This window comes from Marinobacter maritimus, assembly GCF_007671675.1.
Taxonomy (GTDB): Bacteria; Pseudomonadota; Gammaproteobacteria; order Pseudomonadales; family Oleiphilaceae; genus Marinobacter; species Marinobacter maritimus.
In genome coordinates, this window is record NZ_VCGW01000004.1 from 176,011 (window position 1) to 198,262 (window position 22,252).

Annotated in this window: 24 protein-coding genes; 14 read left to right on the plus strand and 10 right to left on the minus strand. The window is 54.9% G+C overall.

Annotated elements, in window-relative coordinates; genetic code table 11:
- Window positions 1-26 precede the first annotated feature (26 nt).
- Window positions 27-728 (plus strand): SDR family oxidoreductase, encoded by a 702-nt coding sequence (locus FFI90_RS15955; protein WP_246123620.1) that lies wholly within the window; start codon window positions 27-29, stop codon window positions 726-728.
- Window positions 729-757: 29 nt separating this feature from the next.
- Here the strand turns inward: FFI90_RS15955 and rluF are convergent, their stop codons facing one another.
- Window positions 758-1,708, minus strand: coding sequence for a 23S rRNA pseudouridine(2604) synthase RluF (rluF, locus tag FFI90_RS15960; RefSeq protein WP_144779342.1), 951 nt, complete (start codon window positions 1,706-1,708; stop codon window positions 758-760).
- Between the two features lie 119 nt (window positions 1,709-1,827).
- Here rluF and FFI90_RS15965 point away from each other — a divergent pair, with 119 nt between their 5' ends.
- Window positions 1,828-2,520 (plus strand): methyltransferase domain-containing protein, encoded by a 693-nt coding sequence (locus FFI90_RS15965; RefSeq protein ID WP_144779344.1) that lies wholly within the window; start codon window positions 1,828-1,830, stop codon window positions 2,518-2,520.
- 49 nt (window positions 2,521-2,569) lie between these two features.
- Here the strand turns inward: FFI90_RS15965 and FFI90_RS15970 are convergent, their stop codons facing one another.
- The 7 genes from FFI90_RS15970 to FFI90_RS16000 form a co-directional block, all read right to left on the minus strand.
- Entirely contained in the window at window positions 2,570-3,877 is a 1,308-nt protein-coding gene (locus tag FFI90_RS15970) for a short-chain fatty acid transporter (protein ID WP_144779346.1), read from the minus strand.
- Between the two features lie 140 nt (window positions 3,878-4,017).
- Window positions 4,018-5,466 (minus strand): phospholipase D family protein, encoded by a 1,449-nt coding sequence (locus FFI90_RS15975; RefSeq protein WP_144779348.1) that lies wholly within the window; start codon window positions 5,464-5,466, stop codon window positions 4,018-4,020.
- A gap of 26 nt (window positions 5,467-5,492) precedes the next feature.
- The gene (locus tag FFI90_RS15980; RefSeq protein ID WP_246123621.1) at window positions 5,493-6,227 is read right to left on the minus strand and encodes a glutamine amidotransferase; all 735 of its coding nucleotides are present in this window, start codon (window positions 6,225-6,227) and stop codon (window positions 5,493-5,495) included.
- On the minus strand, window positions 6,224-6,949 hold the full coding sequence (locus FFI90_RS15985; protein WP_144779350.1) for a YebC/PmpR family DNA-binding transcriptional regulator: 726 nt from the start codon (window positions 6,947-6,949) through the stop codon (window positions 6,224-6,226). The genes FFI90_RS15980 and FFI90_RS15985 overlap by 4 nt, the downstream gene beginning before the upstream one ends.
- A gap of 95 nt (window positions 6,950-7,044) precedes the next feature.
- On the minus strand, window positions 7,045-7,845 hold the full coding sequence (locus FFI90_RS15990) for an oxygen-binding di-iron domain-containing protein (protein WP_144779352.1): 801 nt from the start codon (window positions 7,843-7,845) through the stop codon (window positions 7,045-7,047).
- A 146-nt stretch (window positions 7,846-7,991) separates the two neighbouring features.
- On the minus strand, window positions 7,992-8,420 hold the full coding sequence (locus FFI90_RS15995; RefSeq protein WP_144779354.1) for an SRPBCC family protein: 429 nt from the start codon (window positions 8,418-8,420) through the stop codon (window positions 7,992-7,994).
- A 70-nt stretch (window positions 8,421-8,490) separates the two neighbouring features.
- Window positions 8,491-9,366, minus strand: a complete 876-nt coding sequence (locus FFI90_RS16000) for an AraC family transcriptional regulator (protein ID WP_144779356.1) — start codon at window positions 9,364-9,366, stop codon at window positions 8,491-8,493.
- 185 nt (window positions 9,367-9,551) lie between these two features.
- On the opposite strand from FFI90_RS16000, the gene FFI90_RS16005 reads away from it, so the two are divergent.
- From FFI90_RS16005 to FFI90_RS16040, 8 genes are all read left to right on the plus strand, one after another.
- Window positions 9,552-11,045, plus strand: a complete 1,494-nt coding sequence (locus tag FFI90_RS16005; protein WP_144779358.1) for a CoA-acylating methylmalonate-semialdehyde dehydrogenase — start codon at window positions 9,552-9,554, stop codon at window positions 11,043-11,045.
- 93 nt (window positions 11,046-11,138) lie between these two features.
- On the plus strand, window positions 11,139-12,305 hold the full coding sequence (locus tag FFI90_RS16010; RefSeq protein ID WP_144779360.1) for an acyl-CoA dehydrogenase family protein: 1,167 nt from the start codon (window positions 11,139-11,141) through the stop codon (window positions 12,303-12,305).
- 27 nt (window positions 12,306-12,332) lie between these two features.
- Window positions 12,333-13,112, plus strand: coding sequence for an enoyl-CoA hydratase (locus tag FFI90_RS16015; RefSeq protein WP_144779362.1), 780 nt, complete (start codon window positions 12,333-12,335; stop codon window positions 13,110-13,112).
- A 31-nt stretch (window positions 13,113-13,143) separates the two neighbouring features.
- Window positions 13,144-14,226, plus strand: a complete 1,083-nt coding sequence (locus FFI90_RS16020) for an enoyl-CoA hydratase/isomerase family protein (protein ID WP_144779364.1) — start codon at window positions 13,144-13,146, stop codon at window positions 14,224-14,226.
- 60 nt (window positions 14,227-14,286) lie between these two features.
- Window positions 14,287-15,174 (plus strand): 3-hydroxyisobutyrate dehydrogenase, encoded by an 888-nt coding sequence (mmsB, locus tag FFI90_RS16025; RefSeq protein WP_144779366.1) that lies wholly within the window; start codon window positions 14,287-14,289, stop codon window positions 15,172-15,174.
- Window positions 15,175-15,387: 213 nt separating this feature from the next.
- Window positions 15,388-16,320, plus strand: coding sequence for a DMT family transporter (locus tag FFI90_RS16030; protein WP_144779368.1), 933 nt, complete (start codon window positions 15,388-15,390; stop codon window positions 16,318-16,320).
- 187 nt (window positions 16,321-16,507) lie between these two features.
- On the plus strand, window positions 16,508-17,014 hold the full coding sequence (locus FFI90_RS16035; protein ID WP_144779370.1) for a hypothetical protein: 507 nt from the start codon (window positions 16,508-16,510) through the stop codon (window positions 17,012-17,014).
- 62 nt (window positions 17,015-17,076) lie between these two features.
- Entirely contained in the window at window positions 17,077-18,045 is a 969-nt protein-coding gene (locus tag FFI90_RS16040) for a surface lipoprotein assembly modifier (RefSeq protein ID WP_144779372.1), read from the plus strand.
- Here the strand turns inward: FFI90_RS16040 and FFI90_RS16045 are convergent.
- Window positions 18,023-19,390, minus strand: coding sequence for a S8 family serine peptidase (locus FFI90_RS16045; protein ID WP_144779374.1), 1,368 nt, complete (start codon window positions 19,388-19,390; stop codon window positions 18,023-18,025). The genes FFI90_RS16040 and FFI90_RS16045 overlap by 23 nt on opposite strands.
- A 127-nt stretch (window positions 19,391-19,517) precedes the next feature.
- Between FFI90_RS16045 and FFI90_RS16050 the strand changes: the two genes are divergently transcribed.
- The 4 genes from FFI90_RS16050 to FFI90_RS16065 all read left to right on the plus strand — a co-directional run bounded on the left by FFI90_RS16050 (window position 19,518) and on the right by FFI90_RS16065 (window position 21,955).
- Window positions 19,518-20,009, plus strand: a complete 492-nt coding sequence (locus FFI90_RS16050) for an RNA polymerase sigma factor (RefSeq protein ID WP_144779376.1) — start codon at window positions 19,518-19,520, stop codon at window positions 20,007-20,009.
- Window positions 20,006-20,737, plus strand: coding sequence for an anti-sigma factor family protein (locus FFI90_RS16055; protein WP_144779379.1), 732 nt, complete (start codon window positions 20,006-20,008; stop codon window positions 20,735-20,737). The genes FFI90_RS16050 and FFI90_RS16055 overlap by 4 nt, the downstream gene beginning before the upstream one ends.
- 100 nt (window positions 20,738-20,837) lie before the next feature.
- Window positions 20,838-21,683, plus strand: a complete 846-nt coding sequence (locus FFI90_RS16060) for a sulfurtransferase (protein ID WP_144779381.1) — start codon at window positions 20,838-20,840, stop codon at window positions 21,681-21,683.
- On the plus strand, window positions 21,680-21,955 hold the full coding sequence (locus FFI90_RS16065; protein ID WP_144779383.1) for a YkgJ family cysteine cluster protein: 276 nt from the start codon (window positions 21,680-21,682) through the stop codon (window positions 21,953-21,955). The genes FFI90_RS16060 and FFI90_RS16065 overlap by 4 nt, the downstream gene beginning before the upstream one ends.
- A 23-nt stretch (window positions 21,956-21,978) precedes the next feature.
- Here the strand turns inward: FFI90_RS16065 and FFI90_RS16070 are convergent, their stop codons facing one another.
- Window positions 21,979-22,221: an RNA recognition motif domain-containing protein gene (locus FFI90_RS16070; RefSeq protein WP_144779385.1), complete on the minus strand. Its 243-nt coding sequence runs from the start codon at window positions 22,219-22,221 to the stop codon at window positions 21,979-21,981.
- Between the last annotated feature and the right edge of the window lie 31 nt (window positions 22,222-22,252).

The following is a 22,252-nucleotide window of genomic DNA, read 5'->3' on the forward strand; positions in this document are numbered from 1 at the left end:
TAATTGATGAAAGGAGCGAGCAATTTATGGCAAATAGCCCCACAGAAAACCCCGTTATGTTGATCACCGGCGCATCTTCCGGCATTGGTGCTGCAACGGCCCGGGCGGCAGCCAAAGAAGGTTATCGCCTAGTTCTGGCAGCCCGCTCGGCAGACAAACTAGAAGCTCTGAGGGCTGAACTCGGTGGTGACGGCGAAGTGCTGATTGTCGAGTGTGATGTACAGAAGGGTGACGACCAGAAAGCGATGGTTGCGCAGGCCCTGAAAAAGTTTGGTCGCCTGGACAGTGTGTTTGCCAACGCTGGCCGGGGAGGGGAGCCGGGCGGCTTCAGTGAAGCCGATCCGGATGTCTGGAAAGATATGATTCTCACCAATATTTACGGGGTTGGCCTGACCATTCAGCATTGCCTGCCGGCACTTCGTAAAAGCAAGGGACACTTGTTGCTGACAGGCTCTGCGGCGGGCAGGGTTTCGATTCCCGGTTCGATGTACAGCGCGACCAAATGGGCTGTTTCGGCTATCGGTTATAACGTAAGGGAAGAGTTGCGAGGTTCCGGGGTGCGGGTAACCTTGATAGAGCCTGGTATGGTCGATACGCCATTTTTCGATAAACCGCCGGCTCACGCGCTGATGCCAGACGACATTGCCCGCGCGGTGATCTATGCCGTGTCCCAGCCTTCTCATGTGGATGTAAATGAAATTCTGGTGCGGCCAACGCCCGCGGAGTAGGAAAAACAGCCAGGCACGTGCAGCATTGCCTATCGCTTAACGCTGCGCTGCCGTGGCTTTCCGGCTTTGGGACGCTTTGACGATTTGGGCTTTTTCCCGCTGTCAGGCTTGGCCCCAGGTGGTTTTGGCCTGGCTCCGGGAGCTTTAGGCCCGGTTCGGTGGCCAGATCCCGGTGGCTTGGGCGATTGATTTAAAGAACTTTTGGGTTTACCTGCGGGCTTCTTTTTTGCAGCTGCAGGCTTACCCGGCGCGACATCAGACGATGAATCACGAATCGCCTCAAACAGGCCCGCCAACTCCTTTTCTGTAAGATCCCGCCACTGGCCCACTGTCAGCCCTTTCAGGTTGACGTTCATAATGCGAACGCGTTCCAGTCGGGTAACTTCAAATCCGAAATGCTCGCTCATTCTGCGAATCTGGCGGTTCAGCCCTTGTACCAGCGTTATGCGAAATACAAAGCGGCTCTCCTGCTCCACTTTGCACTTTTTGGTCATGGTGCCGAGGATGGGTACGCCTCCAGCCATGCCTTGAATAAACGATTTGGTGATGGGCTTGTCGACCGTGACAACATATTCTTTTTCATGATTGTTGCCAGCGCGCAGGATTTTATTCACCAGGTCGCCGTTGCTGGTCATAAAAATCAGACCCTGTGAATCCTTATCAAGGCGCCCAATCGGAAAAATACGCGTACTGTGGCCAACAAAGCGCTGAATGTTGTACTTTTCCGCATCATCGGTGGTGCTGACTATGCCCACTGGTTTGTTAAGCGCTATGAAGACCAGATCTTCTTCCGCTCGGGGCTCAATTATCTGGCCGTTCACCCTGACGGTATCCATGGGTAATACCTGATCGCCCACGCTGGCCCGCTTGCCATTAATATAGACCTGGCCCTGCTCAATGTAGCGGTCAGCCTCCCGGCGTGAACACATGCCACTTTCGCTGACGTATTTATTAAGACGGGTGGAGTGATTTTTGGTCATCGATTGTCCGGTCGTGTATCTGGGTCAAGGCATCATAACAGGCGAAAGCCTATCGATTCGCGCTTTGGTATCGAGTCTGCCATTATTCCCGGGTTTGAGCTTGCGGTGCTGGAGAATGCATGCAAAAACCATCGGCAGAGGCAGTAATAACACCTGAAAGCAGAGTTTGTGAAGGCGCAGTCTGCAGCGTTTGCGAGCGGGGTGTGCTTGCCAGTTTTCGGAGCGTAGAGGGGTGGGAATATTTGCGCTGCCCGCACTGCGAAGCGACGCTTATGGCGCAGGCGAACTGGCTTGCGCCGGACGAGGAGCGGGCGGTTTACGATCTCCATGATAATCGCCCGGAAGACCCGGGTTATCGGGCCTTTCTCGAAAAGCTTGCCTTGCCGTTGCTTGATCGTATTCCCCCCGGCGCTTCAGGGTTGGATTTCGGTTGTGGGCCAGGCCCCGCGCTTGCCGATATGCTGCAAGATGCAGGGATGGAGGTGGTGCTTTACGATCCTTTTTTCTACCCCTCCCAGTCAGCGCTGAACCATCAGTATGATTTTATTACCTGCACAGAGGTGGTCGAGCACCTGCATCACCCGGCGAAGGTCTTCGGTCAACTGGATGGCTTATTAAAGCCCGGAGGGTGGCTTGGCGTAATGACCTGTTTCCAGACCAGCGATGACCGGTTTGATAACTGGCATTACCGGCGGGATCCCACCCACGTTGTATTTTATCGTGAGGTGACACTGGCGCTTATTGCGGAACGCTGGGGCTGGACAATGATTGTGCCCCGAAAAGACGTGGCAATTTTCCATAAGCCGTTATGAAAACCGGGGGCAATTGAAGCGCCCCCGGTTGTGCTTGGCAACCGAACACTTATAGCCAGGTGAGACCCACGCTGATGATCACGCCCGTGATTATTAACAGCATGAGGCAATAGCCCATAATGTCCTTGGCTTTTAGCCCTGCAATAGCGAGTACCGGCAATGCCCAGAAGGGCTGCAGAAGGTTGGTCCAGGCATCGCCCCAGGCCACGGCCATGGCCACTCGTGGAATGCTTGCGCCAAGCTCTTGAGCTGCAGGAAGCATGACCGGCGCCTGCACGGCCCACTGACCTCCACCGGAGGGTACAAATATGTTCACCAGCCCTGCGCTGATAAAGCTCCAGAACGGCAGACTCTCCGCCGTTGCCATGGAGACAAAGCCGGAGGAAATGCTGGCTGCCAGGCCCGAAGCTGTCATCACGCCCATGATCCCGGCATAGAACGGGAACTGTATAACGATGCCTGAGCCACCTTTGACCGCTTCATGCAGGCTACCGAGCAGTCTTTTCGGTGTTTGGTGCAGAATGATCGCCAGGAACAGGAACATGAAATTCACAATATTCAGGTTCAGGCCGCCACCGTTCATAAAATACTGAAAAATGAACGCCAGGCCGCTGAAGCCAACCAGCCAGGCCAGTACCCGGCTGTTTTCGAGGTGGTCTGCAGGGCGGTTTATAATAACGGTGGTATCAGGCTCATCATCAAGTACCGCAGGATCGACATAGGTGCTCTCTTCTTCTGAGGGCAACATCAGGCGGTTCACCATGGGAACAACAATAAACAGTGCCACAATGATCGCCAGGTTAAAGAATGCGAAGATGGTTTCGCCGGTGCCAATTACGCCGATCATGTCTGCGGTAAAGTGCCCGTCAGTCGCGATAACCAGAGGAATTGAGCCGGCCAGGCCACCGTGCCATACGATAAAGCCAGAGTACGCGCTGGCAATCAGCAATGGGTAGTGGACTCTGACTTGCCGGGCCAGTGCCTTTGCGAAGAGGGCGCCAACGACAAGGCCGAATCCCCAGTTAATCCAGCTGGCAATAAGCGCGACGAAGGTCACCAGAACAATCGCCTGGCCAGGCGTACTGGCGAGGGCAGCAATGCGGTTGAGTATTCCCCGGACCAACGGCGTGCTGGCAAGCATAAACCCGGTAACCAGAACGAGCAGCATCTGCATTGAGAAGGTAAGCAGGTTCCAGAATCCGTTACCCCACATCTCAATCACTGCCATGGGGCCATGGCCTTCAAACACCATCGCGGCGACGAAAGCGAACAGGGTTAGAATCAGTACGAAGATATACGGGTCTGGCAGGTATTTGTCGACCAGACTGACCATTGGTCGTGCAGCTCTGTCTAGCATTTTTATCTCCTTGTTTTTATTAAAGTTGGCAAAGAGGAGCATAGGCGCTTGTGAGCTGAAAGCCAAGCTGGACGAAAAAAGTATAGAGATACTATTAGTGAGGAGGTTGTATACAGCCAGAACAAGGCTGTATTGCCTGCTCAGAAGGTAGAAAGCCCGGTTGCTTCCATCAGGCGGTAACGCCAGTAACGGAGCGTCGAATCGTCGGCCCAGTGTTCATAGGGAAGGCTCATGACAGGATCGCTGCCGGGGCCGGATTGCCACTGCCGTTCGAAAAAATTGACCGCTTTAGTGGCTACTTCAGAATTCGATGGAACGGAAACCCACACATCGGTTTCGAGGTTAAGATCGTCCAGGTTGCGCCGTGTGAAGTTGGCTGAGCCCAGCAATAGTTCAGTAGGGCCTGCCAACGGACGCAGGGTCAGTAACTTGCTATGGCATTGCTCGCCGAGCGTGTTGCACCAGCGTACAGGAATACCCGCGTTGTGAAGTTCCAGAGCCACCTGTCGATTGGGTATGCCACTTTTTTGATGACCGAAAGCTTCATTGTTGGCGTCGAGAAGTACGCGCAGTTTTGCGCCTCGTTTATGGGCGTCGATCAGGGCGGCAACGATATCCCGGTGTGAAAGGTAGAAAAATGCGAGGTCGAGTTGGCTTCCGCTCTGGGCTCCGGAGATCATCCGAAGTGCCGAATCCAGAATGGCTGATTCCGTTTTTACCGCAATCTTGCCAGCATTATTATGCTGACCAGTTGCTTGACCGATACCGGCCTCACTGACCAGCCTGTCCAGTGCAGGATTGGACTGACCGGACAGGGCCAGCATCGCTTGCTCACTCTTCAGGACATCGGTGACCGCCGGGCCGGTAAAGCTGATGGCAATGTTGCTGTGACGGCTGCTGCCATCGTGCGGATTCGCTGAGGTTATAAGGGCGCGCAATGTTTCCCCTTCATCAGCCACCAGAACTTTTCGATGGTTTGCTTTGAAGTTGGGGAGTGCAAGATAGCTGCGAATGGTAACAGGTTGCTCCCCCAAGGCATTCGGGAGCCAGCCACCTTCGGGATTATTACCGAACCACTGACAGCATAGTCGCCAGATTGCAGACCAGGCCGGGTTGCTGTCACGCAGCGGCTGCAGGTTGGTTTCGGTTACCGGAATGCCTGCCTGGCGCAGTGCCTGAAACCAGGGCGAAACAGAGCCTCCGTAAAGCGTGTTCAGTGGATCCGAGATAACCACAACCTCAAGCTCCGGCTGTTCGGCCTTGCGGCTGACCAGTGCCTCCGTAAGCTGTTGTGACAGAGGTCGATGCTCTACGTCTGCAGGGCTACTGCTGTTGAAGAGGAACATGTCGATCAGCACGAAGGATTTGGCTTGGCCAATGAGGCGAAGGATTTCGTCGAAAATCTCATGGTCGCGGGTTTCTGAACCATCGTTGTGGTGATAGGTCGCGTCCACCAGTATTAACGCGTCGTTCAGGGGAAGTGCGTCACCGTTGTGGCTGATGCCGTGAGGCAGGGGCTTATAGGCATGGTAAAAGCCCACGCCGACAAGTGTCAGAACAATGAGTGCGAACACTACCTTTAGCGACATAAGAGCTCAGTATTCCCGGTGCGGCTTCAGCGGATTTTGCTTTCAAGGACCAGTGCGGAGAAACGCTCCAGTAACCCGGATGCCTCCGGCGCGCGAACCACCGAATCTATCATCGCTTGCGAGTCGAACCCTTCGCGTTCCAGATCTGGCGCCTGCACACCCAGATAGGCTCTCATGATGGCATCCGTAAATTCCGGGTGGAATTGCACGCCCCAGGCGTATTTGCCCACCCGAAACGCCTGATGTGGCTCAAATTCGTTGCGGCCAAGCAGGACGGCGCCTTGTGGAAGGCTTAGCACGGTCTGTTTATGGGTGAGCTGCGCACGGAAGCTGTCAGGCATGCCGCGAAACAAAGGGTCATCCTTGGCGCTGTTTAGCAGTTCGACGCGATGGGTGCCGCTCTCACGACCACCCGGATGATAGCCGACCTCACCACCTAAAGCGTGTGCCAGAAGCTGGTGCCCATAGCATACGCCAAGCAACGGAACTGCCTTGTCAACAACCCGTGTCAGCCATAGCGCTGCGTTTTCGCTCCAGGGTTCGCGATCACTGACCATGGCTGGGGAGCCCGTTACGACAACGCCGTCCCAGTCGGTCGGGTCGCCCGGTAACTCTCCGGCTACCGTATTAATCACGGTAATGTCCAGCCGTGGTGACAGCCCCCTCACGAACCACTCCTCAAAATCACCGAACTGTTCTTTGAGGCCCGGATAAGTGCTGCCTGTTTTAAGGATCACCACTTTCGGGTTTGGCTGGCTCACTGCTCTGGTAGTTCCGCGTTGTGAAAGATGTTCTGCACGTCGTCCAGTTCGTTCAGCATGTCGCAGAACTTCTCGAACATGGGAATGTCATCGCCTTCCACCGGTGTTGTGGTTTTCGGCAGGAACTGGATGTCGTCTACGTCGAAGTCAATATCAGCAAATGTGTCTGTCAGTGCCTGGCGGGCTTTGGCGTATTCGGTGTTTGGTGTGAACACGGTAATCTGGCCGTCTTCATTCTCAATATCGGTAACGTCGACATCTGCTTCCATCAGGGCTTCAAGCACCGCTTCTTCGTCTTCATTTTTGAATACGAAAATCGCGCTGTGATCAAACATGTGCGCAACGGTACCCGGTGTGCCGATTTTGGATTTGGTCTTGGTAAATGCCAGGCGAACATCGCCGAACGTGCGATTGGGATTATCAGTAAGGCAGTCCACGATCACCATGCAGTTGCCGGGGCCGTAGCCTTCATAACGGGCAGGCGAGTAGTCTTCGCCGGCACCACCACGGGCTTTATCAATGGCTTTTTCGATAACGTGTGAAGGTACCTGATCTTTCTTGGCGCGATCAATCAGACCACGCAGCGACAGATTGCCATCCGGGTCTGTGCCGCCGGACTTGGCGCTCATATAGATTTCGCGCCCGTACTTGCTGTAGACCTTGGTTTTGGCCTCTGCCGTTTTGGCCATGGATTGTTTGCGATTCTGATAGGCTCTGCCCATTTTTGCGCTGCCTCATACTTGCTGGGGAAAAGTGCGGATTTTACGCAAGAATAGCGATTTGGGACAGGCCTATTTGAAGGGCGGCCCCTCAGCGCTCAGATGTAATCGGCCGGCACTCGGTAATTGTCCTGCACCATCAAGTCGATACCGCACTCCATATTGCTGACCCAATTGAGGAATCGGTCAATCATCACGGGGCCCTCGAAGCGTTTCCCGTGCTGTGGGACAATCATTGCAACATCCATTTCGCGGATCATGTTTGCCCACAGTCGGCATACCTTTTGCGATGCAATGTAGCGCCGATGGAACCCGATCATGTGGGGGATGTGTCGATCAAAATCGGTTACCGGCATGTGGTCATCGTCACCGCCCATGGACGCACCAAGATCCCCGGAAAACAGGATTCTTGAGACCGGATCGTAAAACTGCAAGTTGCCGACTGAGTGCATGAAGTGGGCTGGCAGACACTGGAGGTAGGAGTCCCCGAACCTTACATTAGCCCCTGAGTCGGGAATGCTTATGATGCGGTCGTAAACGCTGCCGCTGAGCTGATTGGTAACATAGCTGGACACCAGGTGAGGGAGGAATCTGGCCCACAGCTTTGAGGTCACAATTTTCGCATTGGTATGGACAATCCAGCGGTCAATGGCGCCGATGATGTCAGGGTCCTGGTGCGACGCAAATACAAAAGCCATGTCTTTGATGTTCATGAACTTGGACGCAGCCACGGCAAGCGGGGTATAGGTCAGATCGCCGCCAGGATCGATCAGCGCTTCTTGCTTGCCGTCAACGATCAGGAACTGGTTGGACTGGACACCTTCGCCGGTGACGAGGGAATCGAACATCAGGCACTTATGGTGCCCGTTATCAAACAGGACAATGGGGTTGTTTGCCATCTTGATCTCCGCAGAATGAGAACCGACTGGGGTGGCCGGATAATGCAAGTTGCGCGGAGGGTACAAAATAGTTGGGTAACGGCAGTTGCTTCAGGTCAATAATCTGATATCCATCAAGTAATGTTTTGTTTCGCCCGATCCCGCGGCTAGGCCAGCCGCGGTACCTTCTTGATGCCACGGCGAATAGCCCATTCCAGGCCAGCACCCACCAGCTTTCCGGTAAACGGCACGATGTCGTCGAATGAAATGCGGTAGCGCACGCGAGTGAGCCCCTCTGGTGTATCTTCAAAGCGAATGCGGCCCAGGTGATTTCGAATCGGGCTGAAGCTGATGATGGTGTACTCAATCAGTGAGTTCGGTTCGAAACTGGTTATGGTTTCTTCCAGCCCAATTGGGCCGATGCCAATTCGGCGTACTGAACCCAAACCGTTTGGGTTAGCCTGATCGCTGTCCTTTATGCGCTTCACGGGTGCCCCGAGGAGTTTTCCGAAGCGTTGGTGATCAGCAAACAGAGCAAAAACCTTGTTGCGAGGTACGTCGAAGGTTTCATTGATTTCGAAGGTATGTGTGGCCATCAGGATGCTCTTTTGTTGTCTTTCAAACCAAGACTAACGGTTTGGGCTCTACAACAAAAGTCGTAGTTGGTTAGTGTCTTGGAGTATGCCGGTAATCCCTTGGGGATTGCCCCATCACTTTTTTGAACAGTCGAGAGAAATAATAAGCGTCGTCATAGCCAAGGCGATGGCTTATTTCTGTAAATCTCAGGTTCGTAGCATCCAGCATCTGACACGCTCTTTCCACTTTCAGATGAAGAAAGTGCTGGATGGGTGATGTCCCGGTTTGTTCCCGGTAGCGCGTCGCAAAATGTGCCGGGGAAAGCCCTGCGAGGTCGGCAAGCTGCTCCAGAGTAATGCGTTCATCAAGGTGTTCACGCATATAGTTGTTGATGATATCCAGTTCGGCCTGCCGTTTGTGGCCGGTTTCGTCTACGCTGATCGGGACTGCAGTCAGCAGTTGCCGCAGGCGGTTGGCGGCGTGAATCAAACCGCGGGCGCGAAAACCCGTCTGGCGAACAGAAAGCAAACCGTTGAAGTCCACCAGCAGTCTGGGTTGTCGCCCCAGATGACGGATTGGCGTGGAATCATCAAACCCCATGTAATGGCGAAATTCGTCCGCCAGCGGCCCGGTGTAATGCACCCAGTGAATGGTCCAGGGGTTCTTGGGGTCAGCTGTATAACGGTGGTTCGCTCCTGCGGGCAACAACAGGAGATCTCCCGCTTCCAGCATATGAGCTTCGCCTTTCACGTTCAAAAATGCCTTTCCCTCTGTGCAGTAAATCAAAAGATTGTCGCGGTGGTGCTCCCGGTGCATATGATGGCCAGTCGCCCGGCGGTAATGGCCAAAGGCCAGAGGGTAGAGGTCGCGGGTCAGGGGGTGTTCAGACAAAAGCCTGATGATTGGGGCGGGCACAACATAGCGTATGCTGTCCTTGGGTACCGGCCACTGGGAGGTCTGTGCCATATTTTTCGCTGCCGTTTATTTTGTTGTAATCGAAAGATAGTCCATTAAGTGCGAAATTTAGTCAATCTTCAAGTGCCGGGCGGCGTGCTATGGTCTTACCATACATTGTCAAAGCGCCGAGCATACATTGCGAATGCCTCGGGGCTTTGGCCTGCTCTCGCACAACAACAAACAGGGATATCGAGATGAAAAACGTTCCACTGTACCTAGCTGGCGAATTCGTTCAGAGCCAGACCAACGAATGGATTGATGTCACCGACCCGGCCACCAACGAAGTCATTGCGCGTGCGCCTTGCACCACAGACGCTGAGATGCGCAAAGCCATTGATACCGCCGGCGAAGTGTTCAAAACCTGGAAAGAAGTTCCGGTTTCCGACCGTGCCCGCGTCATGCTGCGTTACCAGGCGCTGCTGAAAGAGCACCACGACGAAATTGCTGAAATCCTGTCCCAGGAAACCGGTAAAACTTTTGACGACGCCAAAGGCGACGTTTGGCGCGGTATTGAAGTGGTTGAACATGCGGCCAACGTAGCTTCCATGATGATGGGTGAAACCGTTGAAAACGTAGCCCGTTCGGTTGATACCCACTCCTGGATTCAGCCGCTGGGTGTGTGTGCGGGCATTACGCCGTTCAACTTCCCGGCAATGATTCCCTTGTGGATGTTCCCGATGGCGATTGCCTGCGGTAACACGTTTATTCTCAAACCGTCTGAGCAGGATCCGCTTACTCCAATGCGTCTTGCCGAACTGTTTGAAGAGGCCGGTGCACCCAAGGGTGTGCTTCAGGTTGTACACGGCGGCAAACAGCAAGTTGATGTTCTGCTAACCGACCCCGCTATCAAAGCAGTGTCTTTCGTGGGTTCTGTGCCGGTCGGCCGTTACATCTACGAAACCGGCACCCGTAACATGAAGCGTGTTCAGAGCTTTGCCGGTGCCAAGAACCACATGGTTATCATGCCGGATGCGGATAAACAGCAGGTTCTCAATGCCCTGGTAGGTGCATCTGTAGGTGCTGCCGGCCAGCGTTGCATGGCCATTTCAGTGGCAGTGTTCGTAGGTGAAGCCCAAGCCTGGATTCCGGAACTGAAAGAAGCCATGGCGAAAGTTCGCCCGGGTGCCTGGAATGATTCCGGGGCCAGCTATGGCCCGGTTATCTCTCCCAAGGCCAAGGATCGTATTGAATCTCTTATCGCTACCGGCGAAACCCAGGGCGCCAATCTGCTCCTGGACGGCCGTGGCTGCAGCGTTGATGGTTTGCCCGATGGAAACTGGGTTGGCCCAACCCTGTTCTCCGGAGTGACCACCGAGATGGACATCTATAACGAAGAAGTCTTCGGTCCTGTGCTTGCCTGTATGGAAGAGGAAAACCTCGGGGATGCCATCGCCCTCATCAACAAGAGCCCATACGGTAACGGTGTCTCGATCTTTACCAGCTCTGGCGGCGCGGCCCGTCGCTTCCAGCACGAGATTGAAGTGGGTCAGGTGGGTGTGAACATTCCCATCCCTGTGCCCCTGCCATTCTTCTCGTTCACCGGTTGGAAGGGATCCTTCTACGGCGATCAGCACGCTTACGGCAAGCAGGCAGTGCGCTTCTATACCGAGACCAAAACCGTTACGTCACGCTGGTTCACCAGTGAGGCTGCTACGACAGAAGCAAACTTCTCTATCCAGTTGCGTTAATTGCGTTGACGGTGGGACGATTTGGGCCGGAAACAGATTCCGGCCCCTTTTTTATCCCGCGTGACCAAAGACTCTTGAATCTGGAGCCTGACGATGGACTTTAACCTGACTGAAGATCAGCTGGCGTTTCGCGAAGCGGCTCGCAATTTTGCTGAAAAATCCATGGCGCCCCACGCAGCCAAGTGGGACGACGAACATATCTTTCCGGTAGACACGCTGAAAGAGGCCGGCGAAATGGGCTTTATGGGGATCTATACCCCGGAAGCGCTCGGCGGTATGGGACTTTCCAGGCTGGATACGTCGGTAATTGTTGAAGAGCTTGCAGCTGCATGCCCTTCAACAGCTGCGTTTATAACCATTCACAACATGGCAACCTGGATGGTTGCGAGCTTTGCGTCCGATGACCTCAAGCAGGACATTGTTCCGAAGCTGGCCAGTGGTGAGTGGCTTGCGTCTTACTGCCTGACCGAACCCGGTGCGGGCTCCGATGCTGCCAGCTTGCGAACCAAAGCGGTTCGGGATGGCGATAGCTACGTGATCAACGGTAGCAAGGTCTTTATCTCCGGCGCCGGTGATACCAATATTCTTGTGCTCATGGCTCGTACCGGTACTCCGGACTCCGGTTCCAAAGGCATTTCTACTTTCGTGATTCCCGCGGATGCCGAAGGTATTTCCTACGGAAAGAATGAAGAGAAAATGGGCTGGCACAGCCAACCAACTCGCACGATTAATCTTGAAAACGTTCGGGTTCCTGTAACCAAGCGGGTAGGTGAAGAGGGCGACGGCTTCGCCATTGCCATGAAAGGTCTGGATGGTGGCCGCCTCAACATTGCCACCTGTTCTCTGGGCGGTGCACAAGCAGCGTTGCTGCGAGCCCGGAACTACATGCATGAACGTGAGCAGTTCGGTAAACCTCTGGCCGCGTTCCAGGCTCTACAGTTCAAGTTGGCGGATATGGCAACCAACCTTGTGGCAGCGCGACAGATGGTGCGCCTTGGCGCCTTTAAACTGGATAGTGGCGATACCGAAGCCACATTACACTGCGCTATGGCCAAACGTTTCGCAACCGACGTCTGCTTTGATGTGGTAAATGACGCACTGCAACTGCATGGCGGTTACGGTTATATCCGGGAATACCCTCTGGAGCGCTATTTGCGCGATTTGCGTGTGCACCAGATTCTGGAAGGCACCAACGAAATCATGCGCCTGATTATTGCCCGTCGCCTGCTGGATGACGGTGTGGCCGAGGCCATTCAATAACTCGCAAAAAATAACAGGAGAAGAGTGATGAGCGATCTGATTCAGCTCGAAAAACGCGGACACATTGCGATACTGACCATCAATAACCCGCCGGCCAACACCTGGACCGCTGACTCCCTGCACGCTCTGACAAAAATCGTTCGTGAGCTCAATGAAGACAAGGACATTTTTGCGTTGGTTCTGACCGGGCAGGGTGAGAAGTTCTTCTCCGCCGGAGCCGATCTTAAAACCTTTGCTGATGGCGACAAAGCCCGGGCCAACGACATGGCTCAACTTTTTGGCGAAGCCTTTGCGGCATTGACAGCATTCCGGGGCGTCTCCATCGCCGCTGTGAACGGTTACGCCATGGGTGGCGGCCTTGAGTGTGCACTTGCCTGTGATATCCGCATTGCCGAAGAACATGCCCAGATGGCGCTGCCAGAAGCAACGGTTGGCTTGCTACCTTGTGCTGGCGGCACCCAGAACTTGCCGTGGGTCGTGGGTGAGGGTTGGGCCAAGCGTATGATTCTTTGCGGTGAGCGGGTCAAGGCTGACAAGGCACTGCAGATTGGGTTGGTTGAAGAGGTTGTGGCCACAGGCAAGGGCCTGGAGAAGGCGCTGGAGCTGGCTGAAATGGCGTGCAAACAGAGCCCGTCTTCGGTTGCCCGCTGCAAGACTCTGGTGATGAGTTCTCGTGATGGCCGCAGCCACTCTGATAGCTGGCGCATGGAGCGTGAGCTGTTTGTTGAGCTGTTCTCAACCGAAGACCAGAGAGAGGGCGTGAATGCCTTTCTGGAAAAACGTAAGCCGGAATGGAAAAACCGCTGAAAACCGAAACATACCGGTTCAAGGATTTCTTATGAGCAACCAACCGATTGTTTTTGAAGAGTGGAAAACCGCCGACGGCGCATTGATTGCCGTAGCCCGGCTAAATACGCCCAAGGCGCTCAACTCGCTCTCTCTTGAGATGATTCGGATGCTGACGCCACAGCTCAAAAGCTGGGCTGAGGATGACCGCGTTCGCGCCGTATGGATTGAGGCCGAAGGCGATAAGGCGTTCTGTGCAGGCGGAGACATAGTCGCGCTTTACAGGAGCATGACCGAGCCTCAGAGCGGAAGCGGCGCCAGCATCGGCACTGCGTTCTTCACTGAAGAATATGAAATGGATTATCTGATCCATTCGTTTCCGAAGCCTGTGGTGTGCTGGGGACATGGCATTGTGATGGGTGGTGGCATTGGCATCATGGCAGGCGCTTCCCATCGGGTAGTTACTGAAGCATCGATGCTGGCCATGCCCGAGAGCAGTATCGGGCTCTACCCGGACGTTGCGGCGGGCTGGTTCCTGAATCGAACCCCCGGGCGCACGGGGCTTTTTCTGGGGCTAACCGGTGCTCGCATGAATGCGGCCGATGCCCTGTTCGTAGGCCTTGCCGATCGCTTTATCAAACATGAACACAAAGCGGCTGTGGTCGCCGATCTGACCGCACACAACTGGCAGGGTGAAGACGCCTTCGCCGTGGTGGGCAGCGTACTCCGGCAGCATGAGAATCAAAGCGCTGACGCCTTGCCTGAGTCTCAGGTACGGACGCATTTCGATGAGATAAACCGTGTCACTGATGCCGACAGCCTGGCTGATATGGTTGCGCAGATGAAAGAGCTTGCGAGCGGTGACGGCTGGCTTGCCAAATCAACCAAGCCATTGGAGACCGCATCGCCAACGTCGCTGGCGCTTTGCTGGCAGCATTTGCGTAACTGCCGTCTGGATAGCCTTCGCGAGGTTCTCGATAAAGAGCTTACACTCTCCCAGAACTGCCTCACCAAAGGCGAGTTTGCCGAAGGTGTGCGGGCGCTCCTGATCGACAAGGATAAACAGCCGCGCTGGCGCTACGCATCGCTGGAGGAAATCGACAGCGAGTGGATTGACAGCTTTTTCGAAAACTAGCCAAACAGGGCGCCTGAGCGGGCGGCCTACTCAACCGAATACAAAAACAAGGGGATGAATATGGCAACGATTACCTTTATCGGCTTGGGCAACATGGGTGGCCCTATGGCCAGCAACCTTGTAAAAGCCGGGCACGACGTAACTGTGTTTGATCTCTCAAAGGACGCAGTCGCTGCACTGGTTTCCGAAGGCGCAAAAACCGCAGACACGGCCCACGAAGCGGCCAAAGGCGCGGAGTGCGTGATCACCATGCTGCCGGCCGGCAAGCACGTTGAAGCGGTATATCTGGGTGAAGACGGTTTGCTTGCGGCCCTGCCCGGGGGCACTCTGGTTATTGATTCGTCCACCATCTCGCCGGAAACGGCTCGTGGGGTAGCGGAACAGGCCGAGGCCAAACACATTCCATTCCTTGATGCCCCGGTTTCAGGCGGTGTGGGTGGCGCCAAAGCGGGCACTCTGAGCTTTATCTGTGGTGGCGATGAGGGCACCTTCAATAAAGCGAAGCCAATTCTTGAAGACATGGGCAAGAACATTTTCCACGCCGGCGACCACGGTGCGGGTCAGGTTGCCAAAATCTGCAACAACATGCTGTTGGCCATCCTGATGGCAGGCACCAGTGAAGCTCTGGCTCTGGGTGTGAAAAACGGGCTGGATCCAGTAGTACTTTCTGAGGTCATGAAGCAGAGTTCCGGCGGTAACTGGGCGTTGAATGTCTATAACCCCTGGCCCGGAGTTATGGAAGCGGCGCCCGCATCACGAGGGTACGAAGGCGGCTTTCTGGTTGATTTGATGAACAAGGATCTTGGTTTGGCGTTCGATAATGCCGTGAAGAATCACGCAGCAATTCCCATGGGCTCTCTCGCCCGCAACCTGTTTGAGCTTCACGCAGGGCAGGGTAATGGGACACTGGATTTCTCCAGCATCCAGCGTCTGTACAAGCCTGACTAATACCCACCGGGGCGCGATTTTTCGTGCCCCGGAATCTCCCTCCAGGAACCCCTTTCCCCAGCCAGTCCATTCCTGTCTTTCATATCTCTGTATGTCAGCGCAAATACTGTTGAGCAAGATAACTATAAGTACGACAATGAAGTTTCTGAATGGTGGATCGGTAGCGAGTAAAGCGTAGCCGGTTTCTGATCACGGTTGCGGGCTGTTTTACCTATGCTGACGAATACCTTTGTACTTTACTTATCGACCGTGTTGATCTGGGGCTCGACGTTTATAGCAATACCCCTGCAGTTGGGTGAGGTCCCCGGTGACGTATCCATTGCTTACCGGTTTGGGCTATCTGCGCTGGTGCTGATGTTTTGGTGCAGCCTTACCCGGCGGAATATGAGATTCGGCTTTCGCCAGCACCTGTGGATGGCAGGCCAGGGCCTGATGCTGTTCGGGTTCAACTATATGCTGGTTTATCAGGCTTCTGCCGATATCACCAGTGGTTTGATTGCGGTGGTGTTTTCTACCATTATCGTGATGAACATCATCAACGGCGCCCTGTTTTTTGGCAATCGCGTGCCGCGCGCAGTTATTGCGGGAGCAGCGCTCGGGCTTGTGGGTATCTGCCTGGTGTTTTTGCCCGAAGTTCGCGCTCTGGACGCCGATGGCACCACCTTGCGCGCCATCATCCTGAGCCTGGTGGGAACCTTTATTACGTCGTTCGGGAATATGCTCTCCGCCCGCAATCAGTCTTCAAAACTACCTGTCATGCAGAGCAACGCCTACGGTATGGCTTATGGTGCCCTCACGCTGGCGCTCATTGCCTGGGGCCGGGGTGAGGCGTTTGTTTTTGAAACCACATGGACTTACACGGGCTCTCTGGTCTATCTGGCCCTTGTGGGTTCTGTGCTGGGCTTCGGCAGTTTCCTTACGCTGCTCGGGCGCATAGGGCCGGAACGTGCAGCCTACTGCATGGTGCTCTTCCCGATAGTGGCGCTTGCGCTCTCAACTGTGTTCGAAAATTACACCTGGACTGCCGAAGCGGTTGCTGGCGTGTCGCTGGTGCTTGCCGGTAACCTGCTGGTGATCGTTCCCAGGCAGCAGTTGCTGCGTGTATTGCGGATCTTTCGTCCCGCCGTTAGTCGCCATGCGAAGTGAGTTTGGCACCCGGCCCCGATTTCCGGATTGAGATCGTCTATAACCTGGATACAGCTAGTCCAAGCCCAAAACTGGGGGTTTAACCAAAAAAATTGAAATTTATCGGATTTTTTCGGAATAACTTTTCAGCTGAATCGTCATCAAGATGAAAACTACCCATAAAGGGTCATCAAAGGAGGACGAAGTTATGAAAAAACGTATCCTGACATTTGCCATCTGTTCCATCCTTTCTACCGGTGTTTATGCCGCCGAGGGCTCTGGTTCTGCCAATGTGCAAGCCGACGCCAACATGAACGCCAGCGCCAGTTCTAATAATGGCGTTTCTGCCCAAGGCGATGGATCAGCTTCCGCTGAAGGTAATGTAAATGGCGAGGCTGCACGTCGCGAGGCCTCTGAGGAGGCCCGCGCTGCCAGTAGCGAAGCGCGCCAGAAAAAGAATGCAGCCGTTCGTGCCGGTGTCGAGACAGGTGAGAAAGTGCGCAGTAAAGCTAGCGCCACTGCAAATGCGGCCACGACTACGGCCGCTGAAAAACGTGCAACCGCGCAGGATCGCATGAGCAAGGCTCGCAATGCCGAACTCCGGTTGGAAACCAATCAGCAAGTCGGTACCTCGGTTTCCGATTCGGTAAAAAGTGAAGTCCAGAAGTCCGTGAAAGGAAGTGTGAAGGGTACCGCCGGTGGCCGTGTATTTTAATCACCCCGGATAGCAGTAGCCGGGCCTTTTGGCCCGGCTTTTTTCTGGCCAGGAGATGCCTTATGACGTTGAATAAATTCTTGTACAGGTTGCCGCTAGCGGTCGTGCTCTGTGCAACGACCCCGTTTCTTTATGCCTCGGAGCATGCCGAACTGAATGGCCATGTGGAGGGCGGAATGGAGTACGACAGTAACTTGACTGTAGACGAGCTGAACCGTTCGTCTGACTCCAGTGATGAAGCCTGGGTGTACGACGCTGGGTTGGAAGCTATTCTGAAACCGGCCAAAGCTTTGAATTTGACGATGGGCTACTCGCTTTCCGGTAGCCGCTATCAGAGCAACGATGAGTTTGATCAGGATATTCATTTGGCTTCTGCGGATCTGAGCTACGATTTTGATCCGGTCACGCTGGGCACCAGCTACCACTATTCCCGCGCCACACTGTCCTCCGACCCTTTCCTGGACTTCAAACGAGCCAGTGTCTATCTGGGAAGTCTTGTAGGGGAAGATGTCTATGTGATGGCCAGCCTGCAGGACAAATCCAAGGATTTTGAAGAGGGCAGTGCCCGAGATGCCGATATTCGAGGTGTCAGTATGGATGCCTTTTTCTTCTTTAACGAAGCCCGCAGTCACCTGTTGATCGGAGTAGATGGCGATCAGGAAGACGCCGGCGCCGATGCTTACGACAATCGGCTGATTCGCGTTCGTGTCAGTCTGGCTCACAAGTTCCTGATGGCGGAGCAGGAAAACCGTCTGCGCCTGAAATGGCGTTACGAAAACCGGGAATATGATGAAATCAGCATCGCACCGTCTGATCCGCTGCTTAACAACCCGCTCACTGAGGATTTGCAGGAGCGCACCTCGGATCGGCGAATAGATAGGATTTACATCGTCGAAGCTGGCTGGCGCATCGGCCTGAGCGAGGTGTTGAGTTTGGAACCACACATTTCTTTCGGCCATTACACATCGAACGTGGCGTCTGCGGACTACGATAAAACCGTTGCGGGCGTTACGCTTCGGGCGGGGTTTTGAGCCGCTCTGACCGATCGTCCAGAAAACCGTGGCCGAAGCTTGGGTCATGGCCTTTTTCGCCCAGATCTTCAGCATCGTTGATCAGCGCCCGCAACGCCTGCTCCGGGCTCAGCCGGAGCAGGCGACAGGCGAGCAGAGCTGCAACCACTGGCGAGGCCAGGGATGTGCCGCTTTTAGTAACCTGGCTGCCATCAGGGTGCGCCACAGTAATGTCCACACCGCGGGCGGCGAATGCCACCTGTTGTCCCCGATTCGCCCACCGATACAAAGCTCGATTATTATCCACGGCCGTCACGCCGATCACGCCGTCATACGCCGCAGGGTAAAGTGGCGGCGCGGCGGGTCCTTCATTGCCCACCGCGGCCACCAGAGTAACGCCCTGCTGATGTAAGCGCCTGATCACCGATGCCAATATCCGGTTATCTGGCCCGGTCAGGCTGATGTTAATTACCGCGACCTTTTGCTCGGTCAGCCAGTTTAAACCCTCCAGGAGATGTGCGAGTGTCGCCCCCGATGCCACATCGGAACGCTTGTAGAACACTGAGGCACTAAAGAGGCTGGCGCCCGGTAGTCGCGCCTCTGCTTGTGTTGAAGGTCGTCCCACCAATACGCTGGCGACGGCAGTGCCGTGAGCCTGGGGCTCGGCAAGATCGCCGGTGTGGTTGCCCACCGCCAGGAAGCGTTGTTGAACGATACGGGCCTTGGAAAATGCGGGGTGTTCGTTATTGACGACAGTGTCTACCATGCCTACACGCACTGGCTCCGTGCACAGGCTGCGAACGGACGGGCTGACCGCTTGCGGCTCAGCCTGATGAGGTGTGCTTTGCGGCGTGTAGATGTGATTGCGGTCGAGCTGATCTGCCAGTTCCGGCAGCAGCTCGCGCAGCGCCGCATGGGAATCCCGCTCCGGGCTCACCCGAAAACGCACCACGGTGAGCCCGAGCCCGTTAAGTTGCTGGCGTTGCAGGATCGTGATGTCGGGGTGACGGAGCTGGCTCAGCTCTTCTTCAGAAGCAGTCAGCAGCCATTGTCTTGCTACCGCCCGGGTTCCGTCGCTTTGGCGAGCGTCGAAGAAGGCGGTCACGCCGTCACGGGTTTTTATCGGTAGCATCTCTGGCAGTGATGCTTCAAGGCCCGTTGGTACCTCAGAGGCCTCAGCAATGCGACGATTGGTGTCCTCAGTGATCTTGCGCTCGACCAGCCGTTCAGCTCTGCGTTCGACCTGATTGGTGATGGCTTCAATCCTTCCATCAAGCAGGTTGCTCGGGCCGGCACCCAGGGCCTGCGCGGGAAGCACGGGAAAGGTCAGGAAGATAAGCAGACGGATATTCAATCGAGGTATCATTGTGTGCAACCATAATTTGTCGGGCTTTATGCAAGATAACGGCTGGGTCGGAAAATAATTCCCGATCAGCGGGAATAAACCCTGATGTGAGCCGTTATACACCTAACACATAGCAACAATGAGCGCCATGCGACAGGAACTTACCCGACTACTGCCCGGTTTACGACGCTTTGCATACTCATTGACCGGTTCCATGCCCGACGCGGATGATCTACTGCAGAGTACAGTAGAACGGCTGCTGAGCCGCTCGCGCCCGGATGATGCAGACATTACACGATGGGCATTTCGGGTTTGCCGGAATGTGTGGATAGACGAGTGCAGGGCCAGAAAGGTTCGTAGGAACGCTGCGGAACAGCCGGAACTGACCGAAGGCCTGGTGGTTGATGGGGAGCGTCAGGTGGCCAACGAAATCGAGGTTAGTCGGGTCGATGAAGCCATGGGTCGATTGCCAGAAGATCAACGCCAGATAATCTCTCTGGTGGCTATCCAGGGGCTTTCGTATCAAGCCGTTGCCGAGATCCTGTCGGTGCCCAAGGGTACTGTAATGAGTCGGCTGGCCCGGGCCCGGGTCGCCTTGAGCGATGCGCTCACGCCTGAAACAACGAGGACCGACAAATGACCAGAGTTGATGAAACCCTCTGTGCTTTTCTTGACTGCGAGCTGTCGCCTGAGGAAATGCAGCAGATCCGGAACCGGTTGGCGGTGGAGCCCGCTCTTGCGGCACGACTTGGTGAGTTGGCATTGGTTGATCAGACCTTGAAGGCTCATTACGGCGAAATTGATGGCCGGCCTCTGCCAGAAGCGGTGAATCAGATGTTAGCAACCACGCGCGATGAGCCTGAACGACCGAACAAAGTGCTCCGCTTTCCGCTCTGGCAGCGGCTTCAGGCGCATACCGGTAAGGCTATTGCCGCAGCTCTGGTTGCCGGCTTTGCACTGGCTCAGTGGCTGTCACTGACACCGGCCGGCACCGATGCAGCTTGGCATTCGGTGGCGCAAGGGCTGGAAACCACACCCAGCGGCGTCAGCTCCACTCTGGCTACCGGAGAACAGCTGATGCCGCGACTGACCTTTGTGAATCAAGAGGGGGAATACTGTCGCCAGTTCCGGCTGCAAGGCCACGCCCGGAGCTCTGAGAATATTGCCTGCCGCAGCGCCGCTGATACTGGTGGCTGGAGCTTGGCGGTGCGTGTGGAAGTGGCAGACACGGTTCCTGCTGATCGTTATCAGGTAGCCAGTGGTGGTTCGGTGCTGGATGATACGCTGGATCAGATGATATCTGGACCGTTGGTTGCACCAGACGCCGAGCTGCGCCTGATTCAACAAAACTGGGCAGCCCAGCCTTAACGCGCGCCGCTCTCGGGAGCAACAAAGCGGCGCTTGATGCTGGGCCGGGCCTGTGTTGCCCAACCGACGGCTCTTTTCAACACACCCTGAGTAAAACGAAATGAACTTTCCTCTTGTTACAACAGATTGGCTGGCGGACAACCTGGCCAGGAAAAATCTTGTTCTTCTCGATGCCAGTATGGCCAACGTGATTGGCAGAGAGCCAATTGTGTATGACCTGCCTGTAGTTATTCCGGGGGCGAGGAAGTTCGATCTGGAGGGGAGTTTTTGTGATCTGAACTCTACGCTGGTTCATGCCTTTCCGGGGAAACAGCAGTTCACACGGGAGGCTCGCAAGCTGGGGATAAATGCCGACAGCCTCGTCGTTGTTTATGATAATCAGGGTATTTATTCTGCGCCGAGGGCTTGGTGGATGTTTCAGTCCATGGGACACGAAAATACGTTTGTTCTGGACGGCGGCCTGCCTAAATGGCTGGCGGAGGAAAGAGAGACCGCTTCCAGCCTGGCGCAGGAGCCTGCAGCATCTGGAAACATCACAGGTACATTTAAATCAGGCATGGTGTGTGGTTCAGGTTATGTTCTGAAAGCACTGAATGCAGGACAGATAACTGCCGTTGATGCGCGTTCTCCCGAGCGGTTTTATGGGAGGGCGCCGGAGCCAAGAGAAGGCGTTCGTCGCGGGCATATCCCTGGCTCACACAACCTGCCGTTTGCCCAGGTGCTGAATGAACACAGCTTCAAAAGTGCCGAGCAGTTAAAGTTAATTTTTGCGAGAGCCATGCCAGCGGATAACCTGCAAACCGTGTTTTCCTGCGGCTCTGGCATCACAGCCTGCATTATATTGATGGCGGCTGTTATTGCGGGCAATGAGAATAACCTGCTGTATGACGGCTCCTGGGCTGACTGGGGAAGCAATCCGGCTTTGCCGGTTGCTACATCAGAATGAGCGATATCAGCTGCTCAAATTGTCAGGCCTGTTGTTGCCGCCTTGAAGTGATATTGATTTCCGAGACAGGCGTACCTGAACGATTTATCGACACGGACGAGTGGGGCGGCCAGACCATGGCGAGATCAGACGATGGTTGGTGTGCCGCATTGGATCGCAGCACAATGTCATGCTCGATTTACGAGAAGCGACCGTTTATTTGCCGGGAGTTTGAAATGGGCGGCTACGAATGTATTGCTGAACGCGCCGCCAATGAAGATCCGGTGGACTAAAACACCGCTTTCAATGAAACCGATCAGGATTCTTGGGCGAATTTTACTCGTATTCTGTTTTTCGCGATTCGGGCGTCGTTCAGGCGCGCCTTGGCCATCTTGGCTTCCTTTGGATCCGGCATTTCCACAAAGCCAAAACCCTTTGACGTACCTGTTTCTTTATCTAAAACCAGAGTGCATTCAGTAACAATGCCGTGAGCTGCGAACAGTTCCCGGATTTCCAGTTCTGTTGTCGTGCGAGCGAGGTTACGGACTAATAGTTTCATGATGGGCCATATAAAAAGGTAATTATCAGCT